This is a genomic window from Lactiplantibacillus sp. 7.2.4 (assembly GCF_018991185.1).
GTDB classification, from domain to species: Bacteria; Bacillota; Bacilli; order Lactobacillales; family Lactobacillaceae; genus Lactiplantibacillus; species Lactiplantibacillus pentosus.
In genome coordinates this window covers 1-14,227 of the sequence record NZ_JAGYGS010000075.1, presented here as the reverse complement: position 1 = coordinate 14,227, position 14,227 = coordinate 1, and the positions used below count along the sequence as shown (strand labels likewise).

Annotated in this window: 12 protein-coding genes and 2 pseudogenes; 4 read left to right on the top strand and 10 right to left on the bottom strand. The window is 40.8% G+C overall.

Going from position 1 to position 14,227, the window contains the following annotated elements:
* Positions 1-267, bottom strand: a 267-nt coding sequence (locus KGF70_RS15175) for a recombinase family protein (protein ID WP_216770691.1), incomplete at its 3' end; no start/stop codon positions are given.
* 693 nt (positions 268-960) lie between these two features.
* On the opposite strand from KGF70_RS15175, the gene KGF70_RS15170 reads away from it, so the two are divergent.
* Positions 961-1,881, top strand: a complete 921-nt coding sequence (locus KGF70_RS15170) for an IS30 family transposase (RefSeq protein ID WP_016511843.1) — start codon at positions 961-963, stop codon at positions 1,879-1,881.
* A gap of 360 nt (positions 1,882-2,241) precedes the next feature.
* On the opposite strand, the gene KGF70_RS15165 is transcribed toward KGF70_RS15170, so the two are convergent.
* From KGF70_RS15165 to KGF70_RS15150, 4 genes and pseudogenes are all read right to left on the bottom strand, one after another.
* Positions 2,242-2,730, bottom strand: coding sequence for a PAS domain-containing protein (locus KGF70_RS15165; RefSeq protein WP_045353608.1), 489 nt, complete (start codon positions 2,728-2,730; stop codon positions 2,242-2,244).
* 104 nt (positions 2,731-2,834) lie between these two features.
* Positions 2,835-4,423 (bottom strand): annotated as a pseudogene (locus KGF70_RS15160) (ATP-binding cassette domain-containing protein).
* Positions 4,424-4,594: 171 nt separating this feature from the next.
* The gene (locus tag KGF70_RS15155; RefSeq protein WP_099722335.1) at positions 4,595-5,056 is read right to left on the bottom strand and encodes a PAS domain-containing protein; all 462 of its coding nucleotides are present in this window, start codon (positions 5,054-5,056) and stop codon (positions 4,595-4,597) included.
* A 29-nt stretch (positions 5,057-5,085) separates the two neighbouring features.
* Positions 5,086-6,210 carry an NADPH-dependent FMN reductase gene (locus KGF70_RS15150; RefSeq protein WP_216786486.1) on the bottom strand — a complete coding sequence of 375 codons (1,125 nt, stop codon included), beginning with the start codon at positions 6,208-6,210 and terminating at the stop codon, positions 5,086-5,088.
* A 335-nt stretch (positions 6,211-6,545) separates the two neighbouring features.
* Between KGF70_RS15150 and KGF70_RS15145 the strand changes: the two genes are divergently transcribed.
* Positions 6,546-6,881: a hypothetical protein gene (locus KGF70_RS15145; RefSeq protein WP_216748965.1), complete on the top strand. Its 336-nt coding sequence runs from the start codon at positions 6,546-6,548 to the stop codon at positions 6,879-6,881.
* A gap of 133 nt (positions 6,882-7,014) precedes the next feature.
* Positions 7,015-8,364 carry a transposase gene (locus KGF70_RS15140; protein WP_216786485.1) on the top strand — a complete coding sequence of 450 codons (1,350 nt, stop codon included), beginning with the start codon at positions 7,015-7,017 and terminating at the stop codon, positions 8,362-8,364.
* A gap of 67 nt (positions 8,365-8,431) precedes the next feature.
* Here the strand turns inward: KGF70_RS15140 and KGF70_RS15135 are convergent, their stop codons facing one another.
* The 5 genes and pseudogenes from KGF70_RS15135 to KGF70_RS15115 all read right to left on the bottom strand — a co-directional run bounded on the left by KGF70_RS15135 (position 8,432) and on the right by KGF70_RS15115 (position 13,805).
* Positions 8,432-9,838 (bottom strand): ABC transporter permease, encoded by a 1,407-nt coding sequence (locus tag KGF70_RS15135; RefSeq protein ID WP_253955630.1) that lies wholly within the window; start codon positions 9,836-9,838, stop codon positions 8,432-8,434.
* Positions 9,839-10,119: 281 nt separating this feature from the next.
* Positions 10,120-11,043, bottom strand: coding sequence for a ferrochelatase (hemH, locus tag KGF70_RS15130; RefSeq protein ID WP_216748968.1), 924 nt, complete (start codon positions 11,041-11,043; stop codon positions 10,120-10,122).
* Positions 11,040-12,419, bottom strand: coding sequence for an MFS transporter (locus KGF70_RS15125; protein WP_099722354.1), 1,380 nt, complete (start codon positions 12,417-12,419; stop codon positions 11,040-11,042). Before KGF70_RS15125 ends, hemH begins: the two co-directional genes overlap by 4 nt.
* A gap of 7 nt (positions 12,420-12,426) precedes the next feature.
* Positions 12,427-12,702 (bottom strand): annotated as a pseudogene (locus tag KGF70_RS15120) (chlorite dismutase family protein); the annotation flags it as partial.
* A 113-nt stretch (positions 12,703-12,815) separates the two neighbouring features.
* Positions 12,816-13,805, bottom strand: coding sequence for an FRG domain-containing protein (locus KGF70_RS15115; RefSeq protein WP_225366912.1), 990 nt, complete (start codon positions 13,803-13,805; stop codon positions 12,816-12,818).
* Between the two features lie 278 nt (positions 13,806-14,083).
* On the opposite strand from KGF70_RS15115, the gene KGF70_RS15110 reads away from it, so the two are divergent.
* Positions 14,084-14,197 carry a putative holin-like toxin gene (locus KGF70_RS15110; protein WP_021731144.1) on the top strand — a complete coding sequence of 38 codons (114 nt, stop codon included), beginning with the start codon at positions 14,084-14,086 and terminating at the stop codon, positions 14,195-14,197.
* The last annotated feature ends 30 nt before the right edge of the window (positions 14,198-14,227 follow it).

The window sequence follows — 14,227 nt, the reverse complement described above, 5'->3', positions numbered from 1 at the left end:
TAACACATCTAGGGTGGCACCCTTATTTTGAATGGAGTTCATGATCTTAGTCAAATCATGGTTGTTTCTGCCTAAGCGATCTAATTCAGTGACCATTACAATATCACCCTCACGAATATAGGCCAGCATTTTTTGCAGTTCTGGCCGATTAGTGTTAGCCCCACTTAATTTATCCGTAAATAATTTATCAACGTCTTTTAAAGCCGCTAACTGTCGATCTAAATGTTGCTCCTTGGAACTCACACGCGCATAACCGATTTTAGCCATTTCCAATTCTCCTTTTGGACAGTTCTAATGAACACTTGTAATTCCTAGTATAGCACAGAAATAAAAAAGACCATTAGGGCATACCCTAGTGGCCGTTTTCGGCTTAGTACTATTAATGCAGCTTTTCTATATTCAATGACCTTAGTTCCTCTTAATTTGATTTTTTGTATGGGAACACAATGCCCAATCTGAACTCGTTTTGTATTGCGTACTTCATAGACTTCGTTCCTAGCATGCCACGGCCAACTTGCTCTACAGACTTACTACCTTCAAAATAGTCTTTTTCAAGTTTGCCCATTCTATTTACATAATCCTTGATATACCAAACTTTTCGAGCAAATTGCGCAAGACGCACCAAAGCAACGATCGCGCTGTTATTCGCGCATACGGTATGAACGTGGTGACCACGATCGAAATCAACAGTGTGGCGAAGCTCTTCACGCTATACACGCACCTATCCAAGTAGCAAATAATGAAGACGGCGAAACGTCAAATGCAGGGCTCGTCCCTGCATTTGACGTTTCGCCACCTTTTTGTAAATGGTGAATTGGTGTGCCATCCACATTTTCGCATTTTGACCGGAAGCACCGTTGGTAAATTCTATAATTAATCCGAACAAAAATTAAAAAAAGCCCAAAACGATCTCTTACAATGGTAGTAGCTAATTCCAACCAACTATAAGGAGCGATTACTTTGGGTATCTCTACTTTATCACGTTTTCAACGTGGCGCGCTAGCACAACTAGTCAGTGAAGGTCATCATACTTACCAAGATATGGCTGACGCTTTAGGCGTTGCCAAATCTACCATTCACTATGAATTGAACCGGGTTAAACCTTATGACCCTGAATTGGCCCAACAAGATGCTGACCGCAAAAGACGGGCTTGCGGTCGCCATTCGATTCTAACATCATCATTAGTGACTTTAATTACCAATCACTTGCGATTAACCTGGTCACCAGAAGCGGTCGCGACTGCTTTTAACTTGGGTACCGCTTCAATTTATAATTGGCTTAATCGTGGCTGGTTACCTTTCGAATTAGCTGATCTACCTAATCGAAATATCCGACAGTGTCGAGTTAATGAACACCGTGGCACATTTACAAGTGGGACTTCGATTGAACAACGACCAACAATTGTTAATCAGCGGTTAGCTTTTGGTCATTGGGAAGTAGATACAGTGCTTTCTGGCCGGAAAGCGTCACGAGCATGCCTGGTCACTTTTGTAGAACGTAAGACGCGACTTCTATGGGCCATAAAAGCCCCTAACCGAACTGCCAAGGCCTTAAATAGCGCCTTTGAAAAGTTTATGGGAACCTTTGGTTCCCAAGTGAAATCTATAACTGTTGATCATGGTAAAGAGTTTGCCGATTATCAATCCATAGAACAAGACTATCAAATTAAAGTTTATTTTTGCCATCCATATTCACCATGGGAACGGGGTTCCAATGAATATTTCAATCGACGGTTACGTTGGTTCTTCCCGAAAAAGACTAACTTTGGCCAGGTAACGACAGATGAAATCCTGGCAGCGCTTGAACTTATTAACCAACGGCCATTAAAAATCCATCATCAACAAACTGCCATTGAAAGTTTCCGGGCTTGTTCGGATTAAACTTGTAATTTGCCGTAGTTAAAAATATTTTTCTCCGGTGTTATTTTAAAACTCTGCTTTGTGAATGTTTTAAGCTGCTTTTGCTATATTAGCTATATTGTTGATAAGATTAAATGTCATCTTATTCAGATAAGAGCGAGACATATCGCAAGCAAGAATATCACAAAATGTATTTTTGAATTTGTGTTATGAGGATCATAATAACTTTATTGAAACAGCTCTTTCGAATTTAATAGGTAGTCCACTATTAGTTCCTTATATTTTTCGCGCGTTTTATAATCTTTTTTAATTATATTCACATTCGTGATTTCGATAAAAAAACCTTTAAGACGTCAACTTTGTCTTAAAGGCTTGCTTTAATTAATCTTTATCTGTCGATTTTTCAGCAGCTTCTTTAGCTTTAATGGCATCCATAGGTGGAATCACCTTAGCAGTTTCTTTCATTTGTTGTAACTCAGTGATGTCCCCTGTAAAGTCAAAACAACCAAGGTATTTACCATTCTCATCATGAACTGCATAAAAAGAAATATAAATTTTACGACCATCAAGATCTAGTAAAAATTCAAAATTATCCTTTGTACCAGCATGAAATTGTTTCAATAATTCTTGAACCTGTGGGCGGCCGCCGCCATGATGTAGGCCTAAAACGTTTTTACCAAAGGTCTCTTTAGAACGTTTGTAGACCCGATGTCCATTATCAGTGAACCATTGAAATTCATCATTCTCGTCACAAAATCCCAATTCAAAGGGAATCGTATTCAGAATTGTTTCCAAAACAGGTAAGGCAATATTACCAGTTTTAAAATGTAACATATCTTTTATATCAACGGTCTTTGGTTCTTCAGCCATGTTAATCACCTCATATAAATTTAGTTGTTCCAATTATAAACACACTAACTAAATGTATAGAATTTTAGCTTAAATGTAAATAGAAAATTACGTTGGTTGCTGTTTTATTCTGACCTTAGGGCAATGGCAGCATCCTTTTTAGCTGCCATTCTAGCAGGCACATGGCCACCCAAGACGGTTAATGCTGTGCTGATCAGAATTAAAATTACCCCATGCATGAGATTAAGGGCGGCTACGCCACTTAAGCCGGTAATTTTCTCCAAAATAATATTTGCTGGAAAAGTCAATAACCACGCAATTAAGACACCTAAAATACCTGAACTAAAGGTTGAAAGTTAATATTTCAACCTTTAGTTAAAACGACATCCGTGGTCTTAGTCGGGTAGGCGCCGGCCATCACTTTGTAGTGCTTCTTGAGAAAGCTGGTCTTGCCCTGATTATCAACCGGGTAGGAGGAAACGCCAATGCCCGCTGAACTTGCCAGTGCGCTCGACATGTTCAGGCTGCTAGATTTAGACTGACTCTCGTTAGACAGCCGGACCGGCTTGATCTTACCGTTCACATCGCGTAGCAAGTTCATACCGGTCGTGTACGTAATCCCGACGTTCTTGCTGTATTTTGGATTGAGCTTTTTCACATAGGTCACGTAGCTCTGCGTGATTTTATTAGTATGTTGCGCTTTATCCTGGTCACTGATCTGCGCCACAACGGACTTTTCCTTAGAAAAATGTTCCTTCTTGCTGGTGTCATTGGCCGTGGTCTGGGAGGTGGCAGTTTGTGAAATCGTTACTGGATACTGGGCCAGGGTATTGGATTGCGTTTGATCGATCTGTTTCTGGAACCCATTTGAAAGGGCGAGAACGACTGCGATTCCGATGATGCCAATACTGGAGGCAAACGCCGTCAGGAAGGTTCGCCCCTTCTTGGTGCGGATATTGGTAAACGACAGTTTCAACGCCGTCCAGTAGGTCATTTTCGTCTTGGTTAGATGAAACTGTTCGTTTTCCTCCAGCTCATTGTAGGGGTTCGTGTCATCCACGATTTTCCCGTCTTCGAAACGAATGATCCGGTCGGCGTATTGGTCGGCGAGGTCGGGGTTATGGGTGACCATGATGACGAGGCGCTCTTTTGACAGCTCCTTAATGATCTGCATAATTTCTTGACTGGTCTCGGTATCCAACGCGCCGGTCGGTTCGTCACATAGTAAAATTTCCGGGTCGTTGGCGATTGCCCGCGCAATGGCCACCCGTTGCATTTGCCCACCGGACAGTTGGTTCGGCTTCTTATACATATGGTCTTCCAACCCGACACGTTTCAGCGCTGAAATGGCCTTTTCCTTTTTCTCGGCGGCGGGCACACCACTGAGCGTCATGCCCAATTCAACGTTGTCGATGATACCCAGGTGACCAATGAGATTATAACTTTGGAAAATGAAGCCGACCGAGTTGTTCCGGTACGCGTCCCAGTCGGAGGCTTTGAACTCCTTGGTGGACTTTCCCTTAATAATCAAATCGCCGGAGTCATAGACGTCCAACCCGCCAATATTGTTTAACAACGTGGTCTTCCCAGAGCCGCTGGGGCCAAGGATCGCGACAAATTCCTGTTGCCGAAATGAGACGGACACATCATCTAACGCCTTCGTGGTCGTGTCGCCCACCTGATAGTATTTTTTAAAATGTTGCAGTTCGAGCATGTGATCCCCTCCATTTTTTGAAACGGATGTGTGGGTAAATTCAATAATGTAACCGATTTCACACAGTTGTTTAATTCTGATTATAGGGGTTGGGATTGGAAAGTCAACGAAGAACGCGCCAGTCAAAAAAGACACCGACTGCAATGGTCAGTGCCTTTAGTTAACGATGTCTTACTTTTTATCAACCGTAATATCCCGACTGTTTTCAAGAATCTTAGTCCCCTTGATCGATTGCAGATGCGCAATGTCACCAGTGAATTCGAAACAGCCAAGGTACTTGCCGTCTTCATCACGGATAGCGAAGTATGAAATGTAGACCATCTTACCCTTTAATGGCAGCCAGAATTCAAATTGGTCACGAGTGCCGGCGTGGAATTCCTTGAGGATCTGTTCCACTTTATCGCTGGCTTGCTTTGGGTGGCATTCCAGCACTTCTTCGCCAACTTGTTTTTGCGTCCGGCTGAAAATCCGGTTGCCGTCATCGGTGAACCACTTGAAATGGTCGGTGGCGTCCACGAAGTCAACTTCGAAGGGCAGGGTGTTCAACAGGACACGCAGGGCTTCCAATGGAATATCGCCAGTGGGGAAGTGTAAAACGTCATTGCTGTCTAAAGTCACTTTTTTATCAGTCATGTTAATTTCCTCCTATATATGAAGCGTTGTTAGTGTTCAGAAGCACCGGTCGTGGCGTCAGCCGCAGCCGGTTGGTCTAAATCAGAAGAGTAGTCACTGGTCGTTTCCTTTGATGCCCCCGTAGTTGCATCATCGTGTTCGGAAGCACCAGTGTTGGTGTCCGTTTCCGGCTTTGGATCATCTAAGTCTGATGAGTAGGTGGGCACATCGTCTGATTTCTGAGATGCGCCAGTAGTGGCATCCGCTAGTTTCTCGGAAGCACCGCTAGTGGCATCCGTTCCCGCAGCCACCGGCGTGTCTAGATCAGACGAGTAGGCCATGCCGTCAGCCGGCTGTTTGGAAGCACCAGTCGTGGCATCAGCGGCCTGAGCCGGGTAGTCGAGGTCGGATGAGTAATCTGACGCCGTATCCTTTGAAGCACTTGAGGTCGCATCAGTATGCTTAGAAGCACCAGTCGTGGTGTCGGTCGTCGGCTGTGTCGATGCATCCAAATCAGAGTAATAGTCGAGGCCACCAGCTGGTTTCTTCGATGCGCTCGCAGTCGCATCGGTCTTCACAGGGTGGTCGAGGTCAGACGAATAATCTGGCGTGGCGTCTGGTTGCGCGTCACCAGTTGGCACGTAATTGAAGCCCATATAACCGGTAAATTTGTTAAAACAGTGGTCTAACCACTTAACGGCCAATGGATCGGCCAGTTCGTCACCGTTAAAGGCCGCAGCAACGTTGGTCAGGACAAACTGATCACCGGTGAGTAACCCAGCGTTCAGTTCGGGCGACCGCAGAATAGCTGAAAGATTGTCGAGTGCGTCGTCAACGCCCTGGTCATCCAGGGATGCGCCAATCAGCATCGTTGGCTTGTTTTTAAACGGATGGCCCGCCACCGCCAGCCAATCAAGCACGGAACTTAAGGCTGATGGAATGGCATGGTGAACCTGTGGGGTGCCAATGATTACCCCATCTGAGGCAGTAATAATTTCAGAAATGGCTGAAACCTTGCTAGGAACTTCACTGATATCCTCAGAAAAAAGCGGAATGTCGTTTATCTCACAAAGCGTGATGTCTGCGTCGCTTGAAAAGTGTGTTTTCAGGTAATTTAACAGCTGACGGATGTAAGATTTTTGCGAATTCGTTCCGACAATGGCAACTAATTTCAATATGACCCCTCCTTTATAAAGAAGAATGTAACCCTTTACACTGTTGATTATAGTTTATTCCGAAAATATTTCAACCGTATTCCGTATATACGTAAAATAGGTTTCTACAAATAGATATTGAGAAAAGTTGCTACAATAAGGCTTTTCGGTTGACGTAAGCACAATTTTGCACGATAGTTATTTTGTTAACGCTTCTATTTATACTGGTTCTAATCACCTGATAAATGAATTGTTCAAAAATATACAAAATAATGGGGCGTATATTCTATAAAATATGCTAAAATCGAGTTAATAATTATTACGGATATATGTATTCGTTGTGAGGAGGAAACAAAATGGGGTTAAAGAGGTTAAGACACATTATTGGGATCCTTGGGGCGCTGGTGTTTTTTGCGCTGGGGATGGGTGCGGTGACTACGCAGGCGCATGCGGATAGTAGTGTTCCAGTAGATGGTACCTATACAACTACTGGTTCGATGTACAGAAAAGGCACTACCCAAATGTCGACAGCTGGACAGTACTTTGTGACGGACTCAGATTATGCTTTAGCTAATTCAGATACGATGAGTGGTACGGCCTTTACGATACCAGTTGGCATAAAAGTATCGAACGGTAACATTTATATAACTCTAACTGTTAATTCAGATGGTGGGCAATATGTTAAAAGCTAAAGGTTGAAAGTTAATATTTCCACTTAAGCCCTGATCTGTTAGGACTTTTTTGCTACAAAAATAGACATGAAACCATTCACATCTGTATACTTAAAGCGTCTAAACAAAAACCATACAGAGGAGTTTCATGCCTATGTCTACTATACAATACAATGACACTGATATTCATCATTCTTTTGCTCATTTTTCAAAATTGGTCCATCTCTCCGCTATTTTGCGTCGTGTCAATATCCATAAATCGCGCGGTATTAAAACTGAACGCTTATTTGAGTGGTTATTAACCACCATCTTTAATCGTTACTCCATTTTCAGAGCAGAAAAGGCTAATGATTTTTCAAAACGAACTGTTCGCAATTGTCTAAATGATCCACATATTAATTGGCAACGGCTAGTTCAGCTATTAGCGATCCATTTGATCCAATACGTGCAACATTTTACCGATCCAAGACGGCGACAAGCCTTGATCATTGATGATTCACTGTTTAAACGTGAATTTTCACGCAAAACTGAATTATTAGCTCGTGTTTTTGACCACGACAAACAGCAGTATTTTAAAGGCTTTAGGACACTAACTTTAGGCTGGAGTGACGGCAATACTTTTTTACCGCTGAACTTTGCCTTGATGTCATCAAGCCACGCCAAAAATCGGTTTGGGCACCTTAAGTCCAGTGATCAACGATCACTGGCCGCGAAACGACGTACACAGGCAACCCGTAAAATGACCGATGTCGCTTTAGAATTAGTAGATGATGCAATCAAATCCGGCATCAAGGCCAAGTACGTCTTATTCGATAGCTGGTATGCATCACCGCGTATGTTTGCGGCATTGCTAAAACGTCATTGTCATGGGATTGGTTTGTTGAAAAAAACTAAAAAAGTCTATTTTCGTTATCGTGGCCGAGAAATGGATATTAAGACTTTATACACTAAATTACGGCGCAGTAAATGGCCAATTAAGGATAGCTATCTATACAGTCCAATCGTCACATTTGAAGTTGATGGCGAAAAAATCCCAATGAAGTTAGTCTTCGTAACCAAACGTGGCCAGGCTGATCAATATCTTGTGTTGGCGACCACAATGACTGACCTAAGACCAGAAGCAATCATTCAGATGTACGGTCGGCGTTGGCAGATCGAATGTTATTTTAAAGTCGCTAAACAATACCTGCAATTTGATCAGACTCAAGTCCAAAGCTATGATGGGCTTTGCGGTCACCTAGCAATGGTCATGTTAAGCTATGACGTCCTTGCATTGGCGCAACGTGAAAATACGGACGACAGGACGCTGGGTGACTTATTCTTCGATTATGGACGACCGTTGCCTGATATTAAGTTAGTAAGTGCGTTGAATTGGCTGATACAAACAATTACTGGTCTAGGTGAAAAACTCGACATGGCGGTTGAAACATTAACTATTATTTTTGACGAATTTATAAAAGCATTACCGAGTAGCCTGGCCAGGCTACTCGGTAATGCTCAATGAAGTGGAAACTAGTAATATACCGTGCCATAACCGTTTGACATCAATGGTTACGGTCTATTTGATACTTTCAACCTTTAGTACCTGAACCAAAACCTAGTATAGTTGTTTCAGCGTCAAATACCCGGGTAATATCCCTTTTTCTTGCACCTAAAGCTTTTAAAACACCGATCTCTTTAGTCCGCTCCAGTACCGAAGTATAGGTAATGATGGCAATCATGATCATGCTTGTGATTAACGAAATGCCTGCAAAGGCCACTAACACATAAGTGATCGCATCCATCAAGCCACCGGTTAAATTAGAAACATTCCCTGCAAGATCAGTATAAACCACCTTATTGACCTTACTTTTACCTTTATTATATTTATCTAAATAGCTCAAGATTTGATCTTTATCTTTAAAGCTTGAAGGATAAATCTGAATACTAGTTGGTACAGCATTGCCACCAATCATGGCTAACATCTGCGGCTTGGCTTCTGCTGATAACTCTTGATTGGTCATGACATTACGATTACTGTTCTTTTGTGCCTTGACAATAGCCGAATCGCGATTATCTTCCATAACTTGTTTAGTCAACCGATCACTATAAGCAATCCCACTAGCTAAAATACCATCGCTATTTTTAGACTGAACTCGCAAAATTCCGACCACTTTTAACGTCTTGGTTTTATTGGCTTGAGACATTTTTTGATAGTCATTTCCTGGTAAAAAATTACCCGTCGGTAGGGATTGATAAAAATCATCGTTACTAACTAATTGCATCGTCGTTCCAATTAATTGATCAAAGGTAAACTTTTTATTTTCTTTAACAGAAATTCCTAAATTACGGAGAGCATTGATATTAATTGAATTATCTCGATTAACGACCATCACAACATCTGTCGGTTTATCAGGATAAGCCCCAGACAATAATTTATAGTTAGACTTTAAAAAACTTTGACCGCCATTCCGGTCAATGGGATATACAGAACCACCTACACCTGTAGTTTGAGCCATTAAGGTCGCAAAATCGGTTTGACCACTTTGTTTGGTATTTGAAAATTTAACAGCCTGATATTTACCGTTAACACTTCTAATCAAATTAAGTCCAGTGGCATAGGTCTTACTAATATTTTTAGTGAGCGAAGGACTAATTTTATCCACATAGTCAAGATAATTTGACGTCAATTTATTTTCATGCTGAGCTTTTTCAGCTGCACTAGTAGCGGCTGTAACCGAATTACTTTTGGAAAATTCTTGTTTTAAATTTTGCTGCTGCCCGGAGCCATCCTGTCCCACTTGACTAATAGTCACTGGAAATTGAGATAGAGTCTCCTTCTGGGTCTGATCGATTTGTCTTTGGAACCCATTTGACAGTGCTAGAACCACCGCAATACCAATAATACCAATGCTGGACGCAAACATGGTCAAAAAAGTACGCCCCTTTTTGGTTCGAATATTATTAAAAGATAACTTTAATGCGGTGAAAAAACTCATTTTCGTTCGTTTCAAACGAAAACGTGTGGTACTGCCATTCCCGTTAAATGGCCGCGTATCTTGCTGAATTTTACCATCTGCAAATTCAATAATGCGGTCAGCATACAGTAACCCACAACAATTGGACGTTGCTATGCCTAATAGCTCAATCCCAAGCTATGGTGTCACTTACGCAACAGTTCAAGTATTAAATTAATTTCATCCCCTATCTGATTGATTATCCTCCCATAATCATCTATAGATAAAAAGAGCCTGGACGTTAATGTCCAGGCTCTTTTTGCTTATACTTTTGCTAATTTAAGTACTTCTGCTTTTAGGGCGCTGATCAACTTAGGATCGTCATTAGGCATTTGTAGTCGGGTTAATTTGCCACCCTTATTTTCAATAGCCTGCTTTAATTCAATATCCACATCATATAGAATCTCTAGATTATCATTGATGAAACCAACGGATGCGGAAATAATATGTTTGATATTATCCTGTTCAATTAAGTTTTGTGCCACTGTAACAAAATCTGGTCCGATCCATTTCTGTTCTGTCCGACCAGCACTTTGCCAAGCAATGGTATATTGATCTGGCGTTAATCCAGCAGTTTTAACCACGGTACGCATATTTGCTTCAACTTCATCACGATAACTGTCACCCCCATCAATGATACTCATTGGTAAACTATGGGCACTGAGAATGACTTTAGTATCAGGCTGGTCGATTTGTGGTTTCAATGCTACCAATTGATCACTCCAAAAATGAATCAAATCATCATTTTGCCACCAGCTCTTTGCTTCAACATAGGTTACATCTCCATGGTTAACCAACACTTCCTTAGCTCGGGCATGATAGTCACCCGTGTTAAAAGCTGAGTAGTGCGGTGCCAAAGGAATACCGTAAATAGTTTTAATCCCAGCGGCTAAAATATCTTTAACTGCATCTTGAATAAATGGATGAATATATTTATAACCGACAAAAACTTGATATTCACCGGGGAACTCTTGATCTAATTGTGCTTGCAATCCTTTCGCCTGGGCGTCAGAAATCTTAGCTAACGGTGAAGTCCCGCCAATGGCTTTATAACGGCTTACCAATTCATCATACAATGGCTTTGGTGGCTCGTGATGGTTGCGAATATTGGTGTAATAGCCCATAATATCGCTAATTTCATAGGGTGTACCATAGGACATTAATAGAACTGCTTTTTTATTACTCATAGATTTTCTTCTTTCGTAAAGGGAATTAAACTAGTAACAATGATGCTGATCACTGCAATCACTACTAATAGGACAAAAATACCACGATAAACTTGAATACCCATGTGGCCATTATTCACATTTAATTGAATAACGGAGGCGTAGACAATTGGTGCAACGGTGGCACCAATTTTTTTGGTGGTGGATAGGCCGCCGATTGCTTGGACACGATTCCCCTTACCAGCCATCCGACCGGCAATAACTTGCAATGGTGCAGACATGAAGCTACCTAAACCAAGGCCGAGGATGAAGGAGAATATTGTGAAGAGGCGTAATTGGCTTAGACCAAAAATAATTAAAAGACCGGATAAGCCAATTGAAGCGGCTGAAATAATTAATGCTCTTTTATTACCTAGTTTATCGACCATTAGGCCACCGATCCAAGAACCGATCACACTCCCCAACCCGGTGACAACTAGAGTCATCCCTGATAGACGCATTGGTAGATGGAAAACAGTATGAACATAGGTAGGAATGTAGATGAATACGGCAAAAAGTGTACCGCCGAGTAAACCTAATAACAGCGTTAAACTATATGCGGGTTTCTTCAATAAATTAATTGGTAAAAATGGCATCTTATTAGGTGCAATATTGCGTTCAACTCTGATGAAGGTCCACAGGCTAATTGCTGCAACTACTATTAGAGCAAAGATGAGATACTTATAAGTGTTGAATTGTTGAATAAATGTCAGGAAGAGCATGAATGAGGTGATAAAGATTGTAAAGGCGGTTAGGCCTGGAAAATCAGTTTGCCACTGTTCTTCTTTCACTTCGTTATCTAAAATCCGCCATACTAATAGGAATAAAATAGCAATAAATGGCAATAAACTATAATAAAAGGCACGCCAGTTACCTGTAAAGGCCAGCGTTAACCCTACAAAAATAGGGGCGAAGATTGAAGCTAAACCTGAAACAACACCAACAACAGAGACTTTACGGCCTTGGCGTTGATGTCCAGCCGTATGTAACATGAGATTGATGGATAATACAATAATGCCACAATCCCCTAAAGCCAGAATAAAACGACCTAGTAGGAATAAACCGTATGTTGGCGCAATACCGGTTAATAGAGCACCCAGGAACCAAATACCTAGTTCACCCATAAATATTTTTTTTGCGCCATAAATATCTGATAAATTAGAAGCGATTGGTGTACCGATCACTAGTCCCAATGTATAAATGCCTGCAACCCAGGATGAATTCACTGAACTCAAGCCAAAAGTCCGGGTTAGTGCTGGAAGCATCGTTGACACCGTGCCCCCATCAAGTTGCGAAATAAAAACTGCAATTGCATAAATCCAGAAATGCGATCGTACTTTCTCAACCGTATTAATCATTAATAACTTAAGCCTCCCAATTTTCTAAAAACATTTTTTGTAATCCAGCATTGTCCATGTGTGTGCCCACCACAAAATATGGAAACTCACCATAGACAGAACTGGCTTCATAATAACGCATCTCAGCAATAATTTTTTTGAACATCAGTGGTGTCTCTGCAAAAAGAGTCACGCCCCATTCGAAATCGTCCAGACCAATGGATCCAGTGATATATTGCCAAATTTTACCAGCATATGTCCGACCGACTGTGCCATGATCATGCATGAATTGACGGCGCTCATCGTAAGTTAGGGTATGCCCTAATGGCCTTTAAACATTTTTTATATAACTAGCCACATTTTCTTTGTCTGGAAATAAAGTAGCCTGGTTTATTTCCAATGATTGATTTAATTCGTTTAAAATTTGTTGCTTTTTTCACCAGGAATTACTAATCTAATTGGCTCATTGTGTCCATTGTACAGAGATACTTTGTTATCAATATCATCATGAATATTTTCCAAGCTACATGATGTACCATCATAAGGTTCAAAAAGGAAAAAACCACTTTGAGCTCGTAAGCGTTCATTATTAATTGAAGGTTCGACGAAAAATGGGTGAAGTAAAGTTCTAAAGTTGATTAGATCAGCAAAATAACCAGTATCTCTTTTAATATCATGATACAGGCATTGCATTTCATAAGACTGATTTATTTCTTTATAGAAATCATTTAGTGAGTCATATACTTTTTGGTTTTCCTCAGAAAGTTGTTCATAATAGCCCTCTGGGAACTGCTTGACCAGATCCATGTACCAACTTTGGTATAAATGATTTTCATCTTCTTTCAACAAATCATCAATATTTTTGTTGAAAGAAGATATTTTTCTATAAATACTTTTCTTTTTTTCTTCGTCCATCAATGCTAATGTTGATAAGACTTCCACGGTGTCACTGCGACTACTATAGTATGTGAAATCATCAATATTTTGTGTCTTGTTAGAAAAAAACATGGTAACTATCCCGTCTGTTTCATGTCCTTCAGAATCAAGATGAGATTGACAGGCAAAATAAAGAGCGACAAGAGCATTGGTCGTTACATCTAATAACCTAGTTGGCAAGCCAAAATGTTGCATATAAGACAGGCGAGAAAAATTGTTTTCTAAATTGTTAAAATCGTTTGCGTACCTACGCATGTACTCATTAGTAAATGAATATTCATGGGTATATCCGGAGAGCTCTTTTTGTCTAAAGATGCTAGCAACGTTATTACTACTTTTGAAGTCATTTGACTGTCCTCTATAGAAAAATCGTGGTAGCAAACCTCTTCCATCAACTGTTACATTAGCTTTTATAGACTTTAGGGATTCTGCTTTTTTGCTTAAAAAACTATTTACAGATTGAATATTCAAAATAGAACCTCCTATAGATATAAGCAAGCGCTCTGATAAAATGAATCAATTACCGTATTTTTATGCTCAATGTTCTTACTAAGATGGCTTACGTTAATACACTAATCCAGGTTAGAATGAAGTACACTACTGATTTAAAAATATGTTTCTAAAAGAATTATATCTCTGTATAATGAATCAAGTAGAGAAGTTAAGGCGGTGGCTATTTCCGATCGGAGGCGGTGCTTATGGTGTTAAACCTTTAAAGCCCATAAATCCTAACGAAAGGAGTAGCCTAAGTGTCCGTTTCGGACGCTTTACAATTAATGCTAGCTTTCGGTACATTTATCGTGGCCTTGATTGCATTAATTGTTGAGCTGATCAAAAGTCAGCAAAAAAATAATCCGTCTTAGCTTTTGGCAGGGCTAACGGATTATTTAATC